The organism is Millisia brevis NBRC 105863 (assembly GCF_001552615.1).
Taxonomy (GTDB): Bacteria; Actinomycetota; Actinomycetes; order Mycobacteriales; family Mycobacteriaceae; genus Millisia; species Millisia brevis.
This window is the reverse complement of the sequence record NZ_BCRN01000014.1, coordinates 1-18,896: the sequence shown is the minus strand read 5'-3', so window position 1 is coordinate 18,896 and position 18,896 is coordinate 1. Positions and strand designations below refer to the sequence as shown.

Annotated in this window: 17 protein-coding genes; 6 read left to right on the top strand and 11 right to left on the bottom strand. The window is 68.0% G+C overall.

What is annotated here, in order from left to right:
- Window positions 1–6: 6 nt before the first annotated feature.
- On the bottom strand, window positions 7–1,173 hold the full coding sequence (locus MB1_RS18120) for a low temperature requirement protein A (RefSeq protein WP_066910590.1): 1,167 nt from the start codon (window positions 1,171–1,173) through the stop codon (window positions 7–9).
- 75 nt (window positions 1,174–1,248) lie between these two features.
- A complete protein-coding gene (locus MB1_RS18115; RefSeq protein WP_066910588.1) occupies window positions 1,249–1,794 on the bottom strand; it encodes a winged helix-turn-helix transcriptional regulator in 546 nt (181 codons plus the stop codon).
- A 120-nt stretch (window positions 1,795–1,914) separates the two neighbouring features.
- Between MB1_RS18115 and MB1_RS18110 the strand changes: the two genes are divergently transcribed.
- Complete coding sequence (locus tag MB1_RS18110) at window positions 1,915–2,616, top strand: SDR family oxidoreductase (protein ID WP_066910581.1); 702 nt, start codon at window positions 1,915–1,917, stop codon at window positions 2,614–2,616.
- Window positions 2,613–3,107 (top strand): PaaI family thioesterase, encoded by a 495-nt coding sequence (locus MB1_RS18105; RefSeq protein WP_066910578.1) that lies wholly within the window; start codon window positions 2,613–2,615, stop codon window positions 3,105–3,107. Before MB1_RS18110 ends, MB1_RS18105 begins: the two co-directional genes overlap by 4 nt.
- A gap of 128 nt (window positions 3,108–3,235) precedes the next feature.
- Here MB1_RS18105 and MB1_RS18100 read toward each other — a convergent pair whose 3' ends face one another.
- Window positions 3,236–4,489, bottom strand: a complete 1,254-nt coding sequence (locus MB1_RS18100) for an ammonium transporter (protein ID WP_066910575.1) — start codon at window positions 4,487–4,489, stop codon at window positions 3,236–3,238.
- Window positions 4,490–4,830: 341 nt separating this feature from the next.
- Here MB1_RS18100 and MB1_RS18095 point away from each other — a divergent pair, with 341 nt between their 5' ends.
- Window positions 4,831–5,529 (top strand): TetR/AcrR family transcriptional regulator, encoded by a 699-nt coding sequence (locus MB1_RS18095; RefSeq protein ID WP_169801697.1) that lies wholly within the window; start codon window positions 4,831–4,833, stop codon window positions 5,527–5,529.
- 85 nt (window positions 5,530–5,614) lie between these two features.
- On the opposite strand, the gene MB1_RS18090 is transcribed toward MB1_RS18095, so the two are convergent.
- From MB1_RS18090 to efeU, 7 genes are all read right to left on the bottom strand, one after another.
- Window positions 5,615–6,781, bottom strand: coding sequence for an FAD-dependent oxidoreductase (locus tag MB1_RS18090; RefSeq protein WP_066910569.1), 1,167 nt, complete (start codon window positions 6,779–6,781; stop codon window positions 5,615–5,617).
- A 44-nt stretch (window positions 6,782–6,825) separates the two neighbouring features.
- Window positions 6,826–7,974 carry a tyramine oxidase subunit B gene (locus tag MB1_RS18085; protein WP_066910567.1) on the bottom strand — a complete coding sequence of 383 codons (1,149 nt, stop codon included), beginning with the start codon at window positions 7,972–7,974 and terminating at the stop codon, window positions 6,826–6,828.
- 186 nt (window positions 7,975–8,160) lie between these two features.
- A complete protein-coding gene (locus tag MB1_RS18080) occupies window positions 8,161–8,820 on the bottom strand; it encodes a DedA family protein (RefSeq protein ID WP_066910564.1) in 660 nt (219 codons plus the stop codon).
- A 109-nt stretch (window positions 8,821–8,929) separates the two neighbouring features.
- Complete coding sequence (locus tag MB1_RS18075; protein WP_066910561.1) at window positions 8,930–9,916, bottom strand: sensor histidine kinase; 987 nt, start codon at window positions 9,914–9,916, stop codon at window positions 8,930–8,932.
- Window positions 9,913–10,578 (bottom strand): response regulator transcription factor, encoded by a 666-nt coding sequence (locus MB1_RS18070; RefSeq protein ID WP_218000270.1) that lies wholly within the window; start codon window positions 10,576–10,578, stop codon window positions 9,913–9,915. Before MB1_RS18070 ends, MB1_RS18075 begins: the two co-directional genes overlap by 4 nt.
- A gap of 62 nt (window positions 10,579–10,640) precedes the next feature.
- Window positions 10,641–11,834, bottom strand: a complete 1,194-nt coding sequence (gene efeO, locus MB1_RS25715) for an iron uptake system protein EfeO (protein ID WP_066910555.1) — start codon at window positions 11,832–11,834, stop codon at window positions 10,641–10,643.
- A complete protein-coding gene (gene efeU / locus MB1_RS25710) occupies window positions 11,831–12,688 on the bottom strand; it encodes an iron uptake transporter permease EfeU (RefSeq protein ID WP_218000269.1) in 858 nt (285 codons plus the stop codon). The genes efeO and efeU overlap by 4 nt, the downstream gene beginning before the upstream one ends.
- 230 nt (window positions 12,689–12,918) lie before the next feature.
- Between efeU and MB1_RS18055 the strand changes: the two genes are divergently transcribed.
- Genes MB1_RS18055 through MB1_RS18045 form a run of 3 tightly spaced genes read left to right on the top strand, consistent with a single transcriptional unit; the run spans window position 12,919 to window position 17,220 of the window.
- A complete protein-coding gene (locus MB1_RS18055) occupies window positions 12,919–14,775 on the top strand; it encodes an ABC transporter ATP-binding protein (protein WP_084352118.1) in 1,857 nt (618 codons plus the stop codon).
- Window positions 14,772–16,538 (top strand): ABC transporter ATP-binding protein, encoded by a 1,767-nt coding sequence (locus MB1_RS18050; protein WP_066910546.1) that lies wholly within the window; start codon window positions 14,772–14,774, stop codon window positions 16,536–16,538. Before MB1_RS18055 ends, MB1_RS18050 begins: the two co-directional genes overlap by 4 nt.
- A 4-nt stretch (window positions 16,539–16,542) precedes the next feature.
- Entirely contained in the window at window positions 16,543–17,220 is a 678-nt protein-coding gene (locus tag MB1_RS18045; RefSeq protein ID WP_245650250.1) for a TetR/AcrR family transcriptional regulator, read from the top strand.
- A 221-nt stretch (window positions 17,221–17,441) separates the two neighbouring features.
- Here the strand turns inward: MB1_RS18045 and MB1_RS18040 are convergent.
- A partial coding sequence (locus MB1_RS18040) for a CHAT domain-containing protein (protein WP_157084151.1) occupies window positions 17,442–18,896 on the bottom strand: 1,455 nt, incomplete at its 5' end.

Genomic DNA, 18,896 nt, shown 5'->3' with positions numbered 1-18,896 from the left:
CCACAGCTACCCCGCGGCTCGGCCGGCGACCACCGTCGAACGCGAGTGGGCGGTATAGGCCGCCAGAGCGGTCAGGACGGCGAGTACCGCCAGGCCCGCGACCACCACCGGAACGTTCTCGTGGATCGGCAGCAGCACCGCGCCGATCGCGATCAACACCACCGCAGCGGCACCCCGGGATCGCGCCAGGCCCCCGAATCTCGATCGCAGGAACAGCAGGTTGCCGGCCAGGTAGACCACCGGTCCGGCGATGGTCACCGCGATCATCGCCGGAGTGAGGTGTTCGTGGGTCAGGCGCACCTCGATCGACACCGCGACCAGGATCGCGCCGAGCACCATCAGCGCGTGGGCGTAGGCGTAGGCCGAGCGCAGCGCGCCGGTCGACGAGTCACCGCCGTGCGCGTCGTGACCGGCGACGGCGAAGTAGTTCCACCACAGGACGAACAGCGTCGCGAAGCCGACGACCAGCCCGATCGCCGACGACGTCGTCAGCTGCCCCTGGTAGACGATCGAGCCGCCCATCAGCAGGATCGATTCGCCGAGCGCGATGATGAAGACCAGCCGATTGCGTTCGGCGAGATGCTCGGCATCGGTGTCCCATAGGTGCATCGGGGCCGCCCCGACCCCGGGGACGCGGAAATGCGCGAGCGGCGCGGCGTAGTCGATCAGCACGGCGATCAGCCAGACCGCCAGACGCCATTCTGGTTCGAGGGCCGCGCCGATGACCCAGAAGACACCGGCCAGCAGCGTCCACATCAGCAGCATCCGGTAGTTGGTCGCCAGCTGTGTACCCCGGTAGCTCACCATCATGAACACCGGCCGGGCGATGCCCATGAACAGATAGCACCCGACGAAGAGCCATGCCGCGCTGTCGAATGCGTTCGGGATGGCGATCGACATGCCCAATGCGGCGAGCATCAGCACCCCGGTGAACAGCTGTACCGGTGTTCGGCCGGGATCGAGCCAGTTCATCGCCCAGGCGGTGTAGTTCCAGCCCCACCAGACGGCGGCGAAGACCACCACCGTGCGGGCGGCGCCGGTCGCGGTGAGGTCGTCGATCAACAAGTGCGAGAGCTGGATGATCGCGAAGACGTACACCAGGTCGAAGAACAGCTCGACCGGGCCGACCTCGGACCGATGCGGCCCGGACCGGGCCAGGGCACGAACGCTCATCCCACACCTCTTCGCACGCGCTGTCGTGACGTTCCGTCGCAGCAGATTGTGCACAGAAGTGTGGCACCGCGCGCGTTATGGGCGGTGGGCGGCCTTGTAGCGCAAGGCGAATTCCTCGTCCGTGAAGCGGACGGCGCTCTCGGCGAGGTCGACGACGTGACCGTCGGCACACCGCACCTCGACGTCGAGGGGCGCCCCGCAGGAGTCGTGGACAAATTCGAGGCCGGTGCGGTGGTCGTCCTTCAACGTGTCGCCCCAGCGGGTCAGTGCGACGACGATCGGGAAGAGCGCTCGTCCACGATCGGTCAGCCGATAGCCCTCCCGGGTGCGCTGCCCCGGCTCGCGATAGGGCACCCGTTCGACGATCCCGTCGTCGAGTAGCTGCCGCAGCCGGCGGGCGGCGACCGCCTCGCTGATCCCGGCGCGGCGCGCGAGATCGTCGAAACGGGTTCCGCCGTAGAAGAGTTCGCGTACCAGCACCATCGCCGAGCGGGTGCCGACGACCTCGAGCGCACGCTCGACGCGACACCACCCGGCCGCCGACCAGTCGTCGCGCTCCTCGAAGGCGCCCAGCCGACGCACGATCGGCCGAGCGCCGTTCGCCCCTTCGTCGTCCACCATCCCTGCATGGTACCCCTGGCTCGCCTTTTCGATAGTCAGTGTGAGAGTCTGGCTAGTGTTTAGGTCAGTCAGATGATCGGCGCGGCCCTTCCGCCCGCGCCCGCACCGAAAGGCACTGCGATGCCCTCACTCCCCGACTCCGTGGTCCTGGTCACCGGCGCCAACGGTGGTCTCGGCGCCCACTTCGTTCGTCAGGCACTCGACCGCGGTGCGGCCAAGGTCTACGCGGCCGCACGCACCCCACGGGACTGGGACGACGAGCGAATCGTTCCGCTGCGTCTCGACGTGACCTCGCTCGATTCGATCGCCGAAGCGGTGGCGGCCGCGGGGGACGTCACCGTGCTGATCAACAACGCGGGCGCGGTCAACGGTTCGAGCGTGCTGGGCGACCTGACCGGAGCGCGCGAGCTGTTCGAGACCAACTTCTGGGGCGCCCTGCAGGTGACCAACGGCTTTCGTCCGGTTCTGCCGACGGGTGGGGTGATCCTCAACGTCCTGTCGGCGCTGAGCTGGCACGGCATGGGCGACGCCTACAGCGCGACCAAGGCGGCGCTGTGGTCGGCGACCAATACCCAGCGCGCCACGCTGGTCCCCGAGGGCATCCACGTCGCCTCGCTGCACCTCGGCTACGCCGACACCCCGATGACCAGCGGAACGGATGCGCCGAAGCTCGATCCGGCGGACGTGGTGCGCGCGGCCTACGAGGGCATCGAGCGCGGCGACTACGAGATCCTGGTCGACGAGGTCAGCCGCGGACTCAAGGCCGGGCTCGCCGGACCGCTCGAGGCGCTCTATCCGCAGCTGCAGCGAGTCGCGCCGTGACCGACACCGCCCGAGCGCGCACCTACACCTGGGCGGATCCGACCGTGCTGGCGACGGCCGCAGCCGGGGAGTCCGGCCTGGAGTTCCTCAACAAGATCGGCAGCGGCGAGTATCCGGCGGCGCCGGTCGCGTCCACCACCGGCATCGAACCGGTCGCGGTCGGCGACGGCTGGGCGACCTTCGAGCTGGCCCCGCAGGAGTGGCACTACAACCCGATCGGATCGGTCCACGGCGGCATCCTCTCGACGCTCGCCGATACCGCCCTCGGCTGCGCCGTGCACACCAAGCTGCCGGCCGGTGCCCGCTACACCTCGCTCGACCTGACGATCAAGTTCACCCGGGCGGCGACGCTCGCCGCGGGCCGGTTGACCTGCACCGGCACCGTGATCACGATCGGCCGGCGCACGGCCACAGCCGAGGGACGCATCGTCGACGCCGCCGAGCGGACGATCGCGCACGCGGTGACGACCTGCCTGATCATGCGCGAGTAAGCCGCCGGCGCATCGGCCCGACCCCGACAACGCCGAACGCGTGCGGCACCGGATCGAAACGGTGCCGCACGCGTCGGTGTCGGGTCGAAAGACTGCCGGGTCGAAAGACTGTCGGGTCGAACGACAGGTCAGCGCGGGCTGAGGTCGTAGGCGGTCTCGGCGTGCAGGCTCGCGTCGAGACCCGCACTCTCCACCTCGTCGCTGACGCGAATCGGCGAGATCCGGTTCATGACCGTCGCGATCAACCAGGTGACGCCGAAGGCATAGATCAGCGTGACCGCGATCGCCACCAGTTCCTTGCCGAGCAGCGCCCAGTCACCGCCGAAGAAGACGCCCTGGACCCCGCCCGGAGCCGCGGCGGCACCGAAGAAGACCACGAACAGCGCACCGACGATGCCGCCGATGCCGTGCACCGAGAACGCGTCCAGCGAGTCGTCGATCTTGGCGCGCTCCTTCCAGGTGATGATCAGAGCGACCACCGCGGCGGACAGGAAGCCGACCGCGATCGCGCCGATGGGGCTGACCGCGTCGGCCGACGGGGTGATGCCCACCAGGCCGGAGATCATGCCGGTGACCAGGCCCAGGACGGTGGAGTATCCGCGGCGGATCCGCTCGACGAGAACGTAGCCGAGGATGCCCGCGAAGCCGGCGAGCAGCGTGGTCAGCACGACGTAGTTGGCCAGGAAGTTGGCGCCGCCGGCGGTACCGCCGTTGAAGCCGATCCAGCCGAAGAACAGGATGCCGCCACCGATGAGGACCAGGGGCAGGCTGTGCGGGCGGCCGACGGGGGCCGTGCGGGGTCCGAGCACCAGGGCGAGCGCGACGGCCGAGGCACCGGCGTTCATGTGCACCGCGGTGCCGCCGGCATAGTCGTGCAGACCGAGGACATTGCGCATCCAACCGCCGACGTAGCCGGCGTCCGGGTCGCTGAAGGTGAAGACCCAGTGCGCGAGGGGTGCGTAGACCAGGATGATCCACAGGCCCGAGAAGACCAGCCACGCACCGAACTTCATGCGACCGGCCGCGCCCGAGGCGACGATGCCGATGCTGATCGCGGCGAAGAGAAGGTAGAAGGCACCCCAGAAGGCGTCGGCGCCGATGATGTCGCCCTCGCCGGAGTCGGTCATGAAGTCGTGGAAGCCGAGGAATTCCAACGGATTACCGATGATTCCCCAGCCGCCGACCGAGTTGCCGACGACCATGCCGTGCACGAACAGCACGTACAGCACGCTCGTGACCGCCGCGGCCCCGAGGACCATCATGAACATGTTCAGGACGCTACGACCGTTGAGCATGCCGCTGTAGAACAGCGCCAGCCCGGGGAACATCAGCAGGACCAGGCCGAAAGCGGCCAGCATCCATGCGAGATCAGCTGCAGGCATTGAGTTTCCGTTCGAGGTGAAGAGTACGGCGGTGGACGGATTTCGCTGCGCAGCGATCGGTCCCCCGCCTCGATCATGGCGGCTTCATCCGGGTCAATACGCGCGACCAACGGCCGCGGTGCCGGTGATGGTGTCTGCTTCCTCGTGATCGGCGCCGGCAGCGGTTGTCGAATATTGACCGTGGTCAAGTTTCAATGTCCGATTCGTCCGGCACAAGCCGAGATGACTGGGTTTACATCCTTGTCACCGGACGTAACACGACGAGGGGACCCTGGTCACACCCGACGAACCCGGCTGTAATCGACTATTCGGCGTCCGGGGCCGGGGTTAGCATGAGCGCCATGTGTGCGGCGGAACCGACGGAGGCACCGGCCCAGCGGGTGGTCTCCGATCGCCTCGGCGACGACGAGCGCGCGTCGCTGCTTCCGCTGCTGCGGCGCACGCCCGAACAGTCGCGCAGTTGGCAACGCGTACTGGATGTCCTGCAGGCGGCCCAGGCGGTCCTCGAGGAGCAGGGCCTCGAGGCGGTCCTGCACGGTCCGCACCTGATCGCCGAACGGGCCGGGATGCCCACCGGCACCTTCTACAGCTACTTCGAGAACTCCGAAGCGGTCGTCCAGTGTCTGCGGCAGTTGGGCATCCGACGGATCTACGGTGTCGGCGATCGGGAGTTCGCGCAGCCGAGCGCCGTGTGGCAGGACGCCGCCGACCGTCTCGTCGACGCGATCGTGCGATTCTTCGAGGCGCCGTCGGCCCGGATGTTGTGGATGGTCCACCAACTGCCGACGCCGGTCCGGATCACCGAACTCGAAGCCAACCGCTACCTGGGCCTGCTCGTGCGCGAGACGGTCGAGCAGCTGGGCATGACCTTCCTCGGCGACGACAACGACCTGCTGGTGCTGGTGGAGATCGCCGATCGCCTCACCCGGTTCGCGCACGTCGACGGACGCGCTGCCACTCCGGACCCGGTCCTCGTCGATCGGGCGAAGCGGGCCACCCGCGCCTACCTCGCCACCGTGATCGCCACCCCCGGCCCCTGACCTGCCGCCCGCGTACGTCAGCGCCGCAACCTTCGCCACGCAACGGTCGGCCGGAACACCCCGAGCCGGCGAACCCGGGCGGCGGTCATCCCGCGACGGGGCCGCGCTCCGGATGTCGGTCGGCGGCAAACTCCGGTCGCAGCAGATCCGATTCGTCGCCGATGGCCAGCTGGGCAAGCATCAGCCCGTAGGCGGGTGCGAACTTGAACCCGTTGCCCGACAGGCCGGCGGCGACGATGACCCGGCCTCCCCCGAACCGTTCGACGACGGGCACCGCGTTGCCGGTATAGCCGTCGTGGTGCACCGACGCGCGCACCGGCGCACCCATCAGCCCCGGCATGCACTCGACCAAGCGCGGCCCGATCTCGTCGAGCCGCTCCTCGGTATAGGCCTTCGGGACGTCCGACACGGCCGATACGACATCCCACCGTTCCGGATACAGGCCGATCTTGATGCTGTACCCGTCGAGGGTCGGGGTGCCGAACCAGTGGACGATCGAGCCGTCCGGCTCGACCCGATCCCGCAGGAACACCGGCAGATACTCCGGTGTGTACCGGGCGATGTCCGTGGGCATCGCCCAGGTCAGCCCGATCGGCCGAACGTCGATCAGCCCGGCCAATTCGGGGAGCAGCTCGGTCGTCCACGAGCCGGCGGTGACGATCACCCGATCGGCCCGCACCGTCGTGGTCCCCGTGGTCACCACGACGCCGGTCTCCTCGGGAGCGATATCGACAACCTCTGTCCCGTACCACATGTCAACGCCATGCTCCTCGGCGACCTGGAGCGCGGAGAAGACGGCCACCTCGGGCCGCAGCGCCCCACCGCGAATGTCGAGGATGCCGATATCCCCCGCGTCGATGGCGAATTGCGGGTACTCGTCGCGCAACTGCCGTTCGTCGAGCATCCGATGCGGTATGCCGAACTCGTCGATCACCCGCGCGGTGGCGGCCATCGGTGCGATGTCGGGTGGGCCGATACTCAAGGCCCCGCAGGGCAGCCGGATCGAGCGACCCGTCCGCTCCTCCAGGTCCTGCCACAGCCCCACCGAGCGGTCGGCGAGGTCGTTGAAGATCCGCCCCTCCTTGACGGCGGTGCGGAACAGCCGGGATTCGCCGGCGTACGAGCCGTGCCTATTGACCGGGCCGTATCGCTCGATACCGAGCACCCGCAGATCGGATCGGTGGCCGAGTTGCCACAGCGCCATCGCACCGAGGCTGCCGGCACCGATCACGACGATGTCCACCTGCTTCATCACGGTAACCTCCTGCCCTTCCGTATTCGACGGTCGCGGTCGAATCAGACCAGCGTCGGACTGTCCCAGTAGCGCAGCCGTTGTCCGATTCCCCGTTCCAGAGCGTTGCGGTATACCGTTGTGCCCCAGGCGACATCCTCGACCGGCATGCCGCCGACCGAGTAGACGATGATCTCGTCCTCGCTGCGTCGTTTCGGTCCCTCCGCCTGTGCGATGTCCGCGATCTGCTCGATCGTCGACAGGTCGAGGCGGCCCGCGTGCGCGAGGTCGTACATATGGCAGCCGATGATGCCGAAGGCCTGGTAGCCGGTGACGCCGTATTCCTCGTGCCAGGCTTCGTAGAGCCCGTGGCTGTCGACGACATTGCGGGCCCGTTCGATCAGGAAGTCGTCGTCGAAATGCGCTGCGGCCAGACAGAGTACGATCGCGCCCGGCTTGATCCACTCCTCGCGATAGTGCGGGAACGTCGTGGGCCCACCGCTGCCGGTGGTGACGGCCGAGATGATCACGTCGGCGTCCTCGATCGCCGCCTCGATGCTGTCGACGACCTCGATCGTGGTGATCTGCGGGTACGTGGCGGTGAAGTACTCGCGGAAGCTGTCGATCGAAGCGCGGCTGCGCCCCTTGATCTTCAGGGTGTGCACACCCGGCCGCACCGCCAGAATCGCCTCGACCGTGGTCTTGGCCATGACACCCGGGCCGATCACCGCCACCGTGGTCGCATCCCGGGCGGCGAGATGCTTGACGCCGAGCCCCGGCACGGCCGCCGTGCGGTAGGCACTGATCAGGTTGCCGGCCATCAGGGCGAGCGGAGCGCCGGTGTCCTTGTCGTTCAGGACGACCAGATGCAGCGAGCGCGGCAGTCCGTGCTCGCGGTTGTCCACATTCGACCCGTACCACTTCATGCCGGTCATCTGGAAACGCCCGCCGAGGTAGGCGGGCATCGCCATGAAGCGGCGGTCCGGTCCGTCGGCGGGCATTCCGGGAAACGTCGGGTTCTGCGGAAATTCGATCATCGCGCCGTGGGAGGAGCCATTGGCGCCGGCCATGCGAAAGTCGCCGTCGCGCAGGAGAACAAAGGTCTCCTCCATGACGTCGATGCACGCGGCGATGTCGGTGGCCCCTGCCTCGATCATGGCGGCTTCATCGAGATAGAGAAACGACAGTGAGGAATCCCCTACTGGATCGGTCATGACGGTTCCTTCCGAGGAGCTGATCCGAAATCTTGACTACAGTCAGCTTTTCTCGAAATCGGCCATGCCCACAACTCGAAGCCCGCTGATTTACCGCCTTTTCACGCGACTTAACACAACTCCGCGCGTCGCCCATCGGCCAGAAACCCGACTGTAATCAACTATCCGCGTCGGGAGGGCCGGCCCTCACCGGCTCAGATCGCTCGCAACCGTCGTGTGTCCGCGTCGCCGACGCAGCAGGATGTTGATCACGATCGGCAGAACCGAGACGGCGACGATGACGATCATCAGCACGTCGATATGGTTGGCGACCAGTGGAATACCGCCCAGGAAGACGCCGGCGGCGACCATTCCGCACGCCCAGAGGCTGCCGCCGAGGGCGTTCCACATCAGGAATCGCGGATAGTGCAGGCCGGCGGTACCGGCCGCGAGCGGCACATAGGTGCGCACGACCGGTACGAACCGGCCGAGCACCAGCGCGGCGGGCCCGTAGCGTTCGAAGAACCGCTCCGCCTCCTCGAGTCGCGACGTTTTCAGCACCCGGGCGTCGGGGGTGAAGAGCCGGCGTCCGAAGCGGCGCCCCAGGGTGTAGCCCACCTGATCGCCGGCGATCGCCGCGAGCGTGGCGACGATCGCGATGGTCGGCGACGAGAGCCCGAGCGCCGGGGCGAGGATCGCGGCGGTGACGAGCAGCGAGTCGCCGGGGAGGAAAGGGAACAGGACACCGGACTCGATGAACACCACCACGGCGATGCCGGCCAGGGCCCAGGATCCGAAGCTGTGCAGCAGCGCGGTCGGATCGAGCGGATTGGCGGAGGCGGCGGTGAGCGCGAGAGCCGTGTACATCGGTTGGACTTCCCTTCGGTCATCTCCGATACTGCGCCGCAGTCTCCAAGAAACGTCGAAGAAGGCCGCCTCCCGGGCCTCGGTGTGATGCGGCAGTCACCGCCGGGGGTCAGGCAGCGACGGGAAGACGCAGAACGATGGTGGTGCCCCGCTCGGAGGTGTCGGTGACCGTGACGTCGCCGCCGTGCCGCACCGCGAGGTCGCGGACCAGGGCGAGGCCGATGCCGAATCCGGTGCGCCGCACGCCGCTCGACGCCGCCGACGCGTCGGTGTGGGCGAAGCGATCGAAAATGCGGCTCGGTGGAATGCCCCGAATGCCGCTTCCGTGGTCGACGACCCGCAGGGTGACGTAGCCACCCTCGACCAGCACCCGGACGACGACGTCGGCTCCGTCGTTGGAGTGGGCGATCGCATTGTCGACCAGTGCGGTCACACAGCGTCGGAAGCTCGCCTCCGGCATCCGTACCGGCGCCGCGTCGCCGTGTTCGAACACCAGGCGGATATCCCGCGCGTCGGCAAGCACCCGCAGCGCGTCGACGGCGCTGTCGGCCGCAGCGATGGCGTCGGTGGGTGCCGCCGCCGGGTCGCCGGGATCGCCGCCGGCCGCGAGCAGCAGATCATTGACGATCTCGATCAGGGCGCGCGAGTCGGCGCGCAGTTCGCCCAACCCCGCGGCGACATCGGACTGCGGCGGGGCGCGGTGCTGCAGCAACTGAATACGCGCGTCGAGTACAGCCAGCGGAGTCCGCAGCTCGTGGCTCGCATCGGCGACGAAGGCGCGCTGCACCCGTAGGGCCTCACCGAGGGGGTGCACCGCACGACGGGCGATCAGCCAACTGACGACTCCGGCGAAGCAGATCGCCAGGACGCCGGCGATCACGAGCGCGGTCAGGATCTCGTTGACGTCGACGTAGATGCTCTGTCCCGGGTCGCGGGGTTCGAGCAACTCCTCCGGTCGCGACTGATCGATGACCACCAGGATCGCGACGACGACGATCGCCAGCACCAGCAGGCACGACGCGACCGTGATCTGCACGCTGACCACCCGGGCCGCGCGCCGGACGGAGCGGGCATCGGTGTCGAGGTCACCGCTCACAGCGCCCCCAGCCGGTACCCCTGCCCGCGAACGGTCACGATGATGCCGGGCTCGGTCTTGCGGCGCAGATAGTGCACATAGGTGTCGACGGTGCCGGACTGCTCGGAGCCGGAGAAGACGGCGTCGACGATCCGCTCGCGCGAGAAGGTGCGGTGCGGTGAGCCGGCGAGCAGCGCGAGCAGTTCGTTCTCCTTCGGGGTGAGCACGACCGGTCCCATGTACGGCGAGTAGATGCAGCGGCTCTCCGGATAGAAGTCCCAGGTCCCAACCGGGATGGACCGTTCGTCGTCGTACGTGCGCAGCAACGCCCGCAGCCGGGCGAGCAGCTCGTCGAACTCGAACGGTTTGACCAGGTAGTCGTTCGCTCCCGCGTCCAGCCCCACCACCTTGTCCGGCACGGTGCCCAGGGCGGTGAGGATGAGGATCGGCGTGGCGATCCGGGCGCGCCGCACCGCCCGCACCAGATCGATGCCGTCCCGGCCGGGCAGTCGGCGGTCGACGACCATCACGGCGAAGGGCTCCTCGATGGCGGCGCTCAGCCCCGACTCCCCGTCCGCGCAGTGGGTCACCGCGTAGGTATCCGACAGGTAGTCGACCATGATCGGGCCGAGTCGCGGATCGTCCTCGACCAGCAGCAGTCGGGGCGACGCGGGTGCTGCCACGGGTCCTCCGCTCGGTTGCCACATCGGGTGGGTGGGCCGTTCTCAGAGTGCCGGCAATCGGTTCAGCCCACGAGCACTCCGGTCAGCCGGGACAGCGGTTCCGACAGGGCGTTCACGTGATTGGACAGGGTCCGCCGTTGCGCGTCGTCGATCGTGTCGTAGCTCGGGAATCCGCCGTCGATCGAGCCGTAGCCGGCCAGTTCGGCGGTGATCGCGTCGAGGGACGGTTCGATCCGGGCGATGAGGGCGGTGCCGGCGTTGCCCTTGGCGGCCAGGATGTCCCTGACCGTGCCGTAGGCGACCCGGGCGCCCTCGACGTTCGCCTGGAAGTCCCAGAGATCGGTATGCGAGAAGACCTCCTCCTCGCCGGTGACCTTGGTGCGGGCCACCTCCTCGAGCAGGCCGGCCGCGCCGTTGCCGATCGCGTCGAGGCTCAGGGTGAACGACGGCTCGTAGACCAGGTTGTAGAGGCTCTGGGTATTGGTCACCAGGTCGGCGGCCGCGGCGGCGCGCTGCGGGGCCGACATCGGGGTGTACCCGGCCGGCGCCCAGAGGTCCTTTTCGATCAGGTGCCAGCCGCTCCACACCTCGCCCGGCTGCAGGTCGGCCTCGCGGCGGTCGAGCAGCGGATCGAGGTCGCCGAACGATTCCGCGGTCGGTTCGATCCGCTCGAAGAACGCCCGGGTCCGGGGGTAGAGGTCCCGCGCGGTCGCGGTGTCGCCGGCCGCGAAAGCCGCCGCGAACGTCTGCGTCGCGGTCAACAGCCGTCCGGCCTGGTCGCGCACGTAGCCGAGGTAGTTGGCCTCCGCATCCTGCACGGCCTGGCCGAGGAAGGGATCGGCCGTGGCGGCGGAGCCGTCGCCGGCGGGGGTGACGGTGAAGGCGGCGAGGTGGACCGGGTCGCCGACCATGCCGGGCTTGCAGGCGGTGAAGTAGGTGCCGGGGGCGAGTTGGACGACCAGTTCCGAGGAGACGCCGGGGCCGAGGTTTTCCTTCTCCCCCACGATCCGCAGCTGATCCTCGGCCAGGATTTCGAATTCGTTGAGCCGGCTTCCGGAGTTGGTGACCGAGAAGGTGACCGTTCCGCTGGGGGCCGAGTCGGTGGAGACATCGCAGGCGTCGTCGGTGACAACAACCGTGGGGGCCGCGGCGTCGCCGCCGCCGGGGGTATTCGCCACGAAGGCACCACATCCGGTCAGCAGCGAGGCCATGGTCAGCGGCAGGGCGGCGACGACCACCGGCAGTCGGCGCTTCATGCGGTGCGCTCCTGCGAGTCGACGCGGACGGTGCCCGCCGCGCTCGGCGCCCTTCGGGTCGGCCATTGTCGGCGCGCGTACAGCACCCCGACGACCGCGACGAAGAGCAACCAGGACGCCACCTGCAGCACGGTGGGGGCGGCGTTGAAGTTGACGATGCCCTGGGCGACCGTGCCGTACCAACTCGTCGGCGGGACGACGTCGGCGATGTTGTAGGCGATGCGACCGGCTCCCGGCAGCAGCCCGACGTTCTGCAATTCGCCGATGCCGTAGGCGAGGACGCCGGCGGCGACCAGGATCAGGAACGCTCCGCTCCACCGGAAGAAGACCGCGAGGTTGATCCGCACGACGCCGCGGAAGAGCAGTACCCCCAGCCCGACGGCGGTGGCGATCCCGAGCAGCGCGCCGATGAGGGGAAACCACCCGTCCGCGGCGGAATTGACGGTGGCCCAGACGAAGAGCGAGGCCTCCAGGCCCTCGCGGATGACGCTCAGAAATGCCAACAGGACGATCGCCCACCCGGCGCCCTGCACGGCCCGCGCCATCCGCCCTTCGAGATCACCCTTGAGCGTGCGGGCGGTCGCGCCCATCCAGAACACCATCCAGGTGGCGAAGCCGACGGCGATCAGCGAGAGCACGCCGCCGATCGTCTCCTGCGCCTGGAAGGTCAGCCCGTACGGTCCCCAGGTGAGCGCGGCGCCGAAGCCGAAGGACAGCGCGACCGCGATACCGACGCCGAACCAGATACCCGGCAACAGGTCGCGGCGACCCACCCGGATGACGTAGGCCACCAGGATCCCGACGATCAACGCCGCCTCGAGACCCTCTCGAAAGCCGATCAGATAGTTCGCCAACACGGTGCACCGCTCTCAGAGCCGGGACGTTTAGCCTCACCTCACTCCGGTGGTTCCAAGGAATCTCGAAGAATCGGCCGTCCCTTCCGAATCCGCCCCTCGAGCACCCGCGCGATCGTGTGGTCGGCCGTCGCGGAGGACTTGTGCCGTCTTCCCACCGCCTCTAATCTGAACGTCATTCATCATTGATTATGGATAGCCTTAGCTTCCCGACCAATGGCCCTTCGGCTATGGATCGACCGAGGAGAGATTTGACCACGACGGAGGCGCCGACCGACGCCACTACGGGGGCCACACCCGACGACGATCCCGTCGACCCGAAAGCTCAGCAGAAGGCCGATGCGGTCGCGCTGAAGAATCTGATGCGGCCGGTCGCGTGGAACCTCACCCTCGGCCGCCTGCTGGCCGTGGTCTCGGCCGGCCTGGCAGTGGTTCCGTATGTCGCGCTCGTACAGATCGGAGACCTGCTTCTCGCCGCGGCGCGAACGGGCACCGGCGTCGATGGTGACGAGGTCGACCGGTGGTTGCGTATCCTGTTGATCGCCTTCGCCCTTCGGCTCGCGGTCTACTTCCTGGCTCTGCTGATCACCCACCTGGCCGACATCAAACTCGGCCATCTGATCCGCGGGCGCATGGTGCAACGCTTCTCGCGGGTGCCGCTCGTGTGGTTCACCTCGACCAACTCCGGACGCGTGCGCAAGGCCTTGCAGGACGACATCGGCACGATCCACAACCTGATCGCACACCGGCCGGTCGAGGCAACCAACGCGATCGTGATGCCGGTGGCGCTGATGGTCTATGCCTTCGTCATCGATTGGCGGCTCGGACTTCTCGCGATCGCGACACTTCCGTTGTACGTCGCGGCGATGGCGCTGTCGATGCGTGGCATGGGCGCCAAGACCGTGCAGATGGACGCGAAGTTGGGCGTCGTCTCGGCCCGCATGGTCGAGTTCGTCACCGGGATCACCGTGGTGAAAGCCTTCGGACGGGTCGGCCGCGCACACGGCGCGTATCAGGATGCCGCCGAGGAGTTCCAGAGTTTCTACTACGACTGGGTGCGGCCGTTGATCACGGTGAGCGCGCTGGGTAACTCCCTGCTCGCGGTGCCGCTGATCCTGCTGGTCAACATCGGCGGCGGTGCGTGGATGGTCGATCGCGGCTGGGTCACCGCGGCGGACGTGCTGGCGACTTCGCTGATCGCTCTGCTCATTCCGTACGGCCTCGAGGTTCTGATGAACTCGATGTGGGCCCAGCAGATGGCCGGCGCCTCCGCTCGGCGTCTCACCGACCTTCTGGAAACGCCGATCCTCCCCGACACCTCCGAGCAGTTGACTCCGAACGGGCACGACGTCGTCTTCGACGGCGTCAGCTACTCCTACCGCACGGGCACCGATGCCGAACTCGCCCTCGACGACGTGTCCTTCACCCTGCGCGAGGGCACCATCACGGCGCTGATCGGTCCGTCCGGGTCCGGGAAATCGACCATCGCCACCCTGCTCGCCCGCTTCGACGATCCACTGCGCGGACGGATCCGCATCGGCGGTGTCCCGATCGACCGGATCGGCGAACTGTACGCGCACGTCGGCTTCGTGCTGCAGGATCCGCAACTGCCCTCGATCAGCATCCGCGACAACATCGCCCTGGGCCGCCCCGACGCAACCGATGAACAGGTCCGCGAGGCGGCGCGCACCGCCCGGATTCTCGACGAGATCGAGGCACTGCCAGGCGGATTCGACACGGTCTACGGAGCCGATACCGGATTGTCGGGCGGTCAGGCGCAGCGCATCGCGATCGCGCGCGCGATCCTGGTCGACGCCCCGGTGCTCATCCTGGACGAGGCGACCGCATTGACCGATCCGGAATCACAACATCAGATCCAGCAGGCGTTGTCGGATCTGGCGCGGGGCAAGACGGTTCTGTTGATCGGCCACCGCGCGGAGGTGGTCGCGGGCGCCGACCAGATCGTGCTGGTCGACCACGGCCGCGTCGTCGCCACCGGGACCCACGACCAGTTGCGTGATCACCCCGGCTATGCGCATCTGTGGACATCGACGACGGCACCTGCGAATCGAGGAGTGGACGCATGAATCTGCCTCTGATCGATATCGTTCCGCGCCTGCGGCGCATGACCTCTCGGCCCGAACGGCTGGGTCCGGCCCTCGGGATCGCCGCCGTCACCGGCCTGGCCGAGGGCCTCGCCCTGGCGGCGCTGCTGCCCGCGATCAGTTCGCTCGCATCCGGTGAGCCCGTGTGGGGGTTGACCATCGGCGGCTGGCTATGGGTGCTCGCGATACTCGCCGTCGCCAGCTTCGGCCTGTACTACCTGCAACAGCAGCGCACCTACGCCGTCGCACTGGACTTCCTCAACAGCATCCACCGTCTGGTCGGTGACCAGGTGGCCAAGCAGCCGCTCGGCTGGTTCGCTCGACCGTTGGCCGGACGCCTGTCGCGGATGGTCTCGTCGGAACTGATGATGTCCGGCGAGATCTTTGCGCACATGATGGGGCCGCTGGTCAGCCGCGTGACCGCCGCTTTGACCATCGTGATCGCCGCGTGGTTCTGGAACCCGTTGCTGGGTCTGGTGCTGACCGTCTCGATCCCGGTCTTCGTCCTGATCACCCTGGCCTCCACCCATCTGATGCGGCGGGGCAGCGCCATTCACGAGCCGGAGGAGGTCAACCTGGCGAACCGCATCGTCGAGTTCGCGCAGTGCCAGGGCGCCCTGCGCTCCTGCGGTCGCAGCGACAACTTCCCGCCGCTGGCGGCGGCGTTGGAGGACACCCGGGCCGCGAAGACCCGCGCCCAGTGGATCGAGACCGTCGGGTTGTTGCTCAGCGGTGCCGCCACTCAGGGTGTCATCGTCGCGCTGATCACCGTCACCGGCTCCCTCGCCGTGGCCGGCACCCTGGAGCCGATCCCGGCGTTGGCGTTCATCGGCCTGGCCCTGCGCTTTTCGTCGACGCTGTCGACCATCACCGAAAGCGCGATGGGTCTCGAATCGCGACGGCCGCTACTGGACGCGATCGACGAGGTGCTCACGGCCGAGCCGCTGCCCGAGCCGACATCCGCGGCCGAGCTGTCCGCACCGGGAACCGTCGAACTGGAAGACGTCACCTTCGCATATTCACCGAACGCCGAACCGGTGCTGCGCGGGGTCTCGCTGTCGGTTCCGGCGGGGGCGATGGTCGCCCTGGTCGGGCCGTCCGGCAGCGGAAAGACGACGATCGCTCGGCTGATCAGTCGCTTCCACGACGCCGATTCGGGAACGGTGAAGGTCGGCGGCGTGCCGGTCACCGAGCAAACGACCGAACAGTTGATGAGTCAGCTGTCGATGGTCTTCCAGGACGTCTACCTCTTCGACGACACCCTGGAGACCAATGTGGCCGTCGGCCGGGAGGACGCGAGTCCCGAGGAGATTCGGCGGGCCGCCGATCTGGCCGGTGTCACCGAGATCGCCGAGCGGCTGCCCGACGGGTGGCAGTCGCGGGTCGGCGAAGGCGGGCGCGCCCTCTCCGGTGGCGAACGCCAACGGGTTGCGATCGCCCGGGCGTTGCTCAAGCGGTCGCCGATCGTGCTGCTCGACGAGGCCACCTCGGCGCTCGACGTGGAGAACGAAGCGAATATCGTCGCCGCGGTGGAACAGTTGCGCAGGCAGGCAACCATTCTGATCATCGCGCACCGGCTCGACACCATCGCCGCCGCCGACCTGATCGTGTCCCTGGACGACGACGGCGGTGTCGAAGCGCAGGGTACGCACGGCGAGTTGGTCGCCGCGGGCGGCACCTATGCGCGATTCTGGGAGCGCCTGCACCAGGCACAGGGGTGGCAATTGGCCGACGCGAAGGGTTGATGCGGTGAGCGACTCGGTGGCGGCACGTGGCGGCGCGAGTCGGGGTGGCGCGGTGCGGGGTGGCCGCAAGGTCGGACGCAAACCGGCCTTCACCGCCGCCGAGGTGGTGGGCGCCGCCGTGGCCGAGGGCATCGACCGCTTCACCCTCGCCGCGGTGGCCGAACGCCTCGGCGTGGTCACCACCGCGATCTACCGGCTGTTCCCCTCGCGGGAGGACCTGGTGATCGCCTGCCTGGACGCCGCCGGCGCGTCGATCGCCCTCCCTCAGCCGGATATGCACTGGCGCAGCACATTGCGGCTGTGGGCCGACGAATGCTGGCGCGTCTGCGAGGACTATCCAGGGCTGAGCCGCCTGGTGTACGCCTTCCCGATTGCGCCCACCCGGATCGCCCACGTCTTCGCCGCCTACGCGGACAACCTTGCCGCGCAGGGCAGGACGCCGCGGCAGGCGATGTTCGCCCTCGACTTCATCGGTGACACCGTCTTCGCGTCACACCTGGGTGTCGACAGCATGCGGGCCGTCGATGACAGCGGCACCAGCGGACTCGACCGGGTTCGCGGCGCCGTCGGTGAGGCAGACGGCGCATTTCGCCCGGAGGAATCCTGGGCAACCCGGTCGGCGATGGACACCAAGGTCGAGTTCATTCTGACCGGACTCGAACACGATTGGCCGGAGATGTGACCTGCATCGACGTCTGACGATCGAACAGCCGCACCGGCTTCACCGGCGAGAACACCCCACGATCTGCACTCACCACGGAATCGACCTGCACGCGATTCGGGACCTGTGCTTCTGAGATTCCATTAGGCCGGTACGCGACGTCCCGGGGTCGACTTCCACCGTGCGGACCTGTGGCCCTCTCGTGCGCAGACAGCACCGGCGCCGTACCAGGCGCCCCTTACTCACGACGTAAACACTACGAGCCCTGCCCATGCCCACGGAGCATCGGACGGCATCGAATCCGACTCCCCTCCAGGGCGTCGGACGCGCTCGGGACGACTCTCCCAATAGATCTCCCGTGCCTGGCGGAGCGCCTCGGCAGCGTCCTCACCCCCTGCGACGGCTCTGATCAGCGCCGCCACAATGATGCCGGTCGTGTGGTCGTCGGCGGGGAGGCTGAATAGCCCGGCGACCGCAGCGGTCGCACCTGCAATCAGAGCAGAGGTGGCGAGCGTCAACTGCTCCCCGGTTCGCTCGCCCATGTAGCGGCCCGAGTAGCAGGATTCGAAGACGACCACACTATCGGTGAGCGGTCGGCGCAGGAGATCGATCGCATCGAGGACCCGCTCTCCTGCTGTGGACACCAGGGCCCCGTCGAGACGTGTATCGGCAGTTCCGTGGCAGCCGACAAGCGTAAGGGTGTCGGTGCCAAGCAACTCGGGAACCTGCGCCACATCACCAACACAATGTGCATCCTCCGCACCGAGCGCCGCCTTCTCGGGGGCCCACGAAAACGCAGGATCCAGGTAGCCGTTGATGTCGGCCATTGACTGCGCCGGTCCGAGGGGCGCTCCATTGGGCGCGGGTATCCGGCTCACCGCTGCGCGCACCCCGAGTGGTACGTCATCGATCAGCAGAGCCTCGATAGGTAGGTGTGCCAGTACGGACGGCAAGATGACCGCGAGCCGGCCACCCGGATGCATCACCCATCGTTGCAGCTCCGCCGGCAGCAGCACCTCGGTTAGCTGGACCTGCCACTGACGTGCCAACTCTTCCCACAACGGGGCGGAGCGATCGGAGCCTATCGCGGACCCCAGACCGTCGAGGCTGTCCACCACCTCCTGATCCAGCGGCACGAGTACGAAGCTGGGACCGGTCGCGGTCGGCACCGCCCAAGCAAGCGGAAGTGTGGCATCGTGCTGCGGTGCGCCGATCACCAGCAGCGCGTGATCGGGGTGGTTGGTCCGGATGTCGGAGAAGTCGAACCATGGGACCCGGGAGTGCGTGCCGATCACGGCGACTGTCGCCGACAGCTGCTGCAGAAGGGCGCGCCGAACGGCCGTATCGATGCCGCGACTACGGGGAAGATCGGCGACTCTCGAGATGAAGTCGGAGATGGCGGGACCCGGCGAACGAGCCGTGAGGTCCGCCCGCAACCCCAATGGTGCCGAGTCGAGCAGAAGATTGGAGCACGCCCGCTCGGCGACGGCACCACCAACCGCGGCCCCGACGGTCAGCAACGTTGTGGTGACGTCGCGCAGCGCGAAGTCGTGGTCGGCACGCCGGCCGGGATCCACGACCTCGACCCGTGCCCGACGAAGCGCCTCCACTGCTGCGGCGAATGACTGCATCGGATCTTCGCGGTTCCCAAGTTCGCTGAGAGCTTTCGCGTGCGCCGCATACGCCATAGCCTCGCC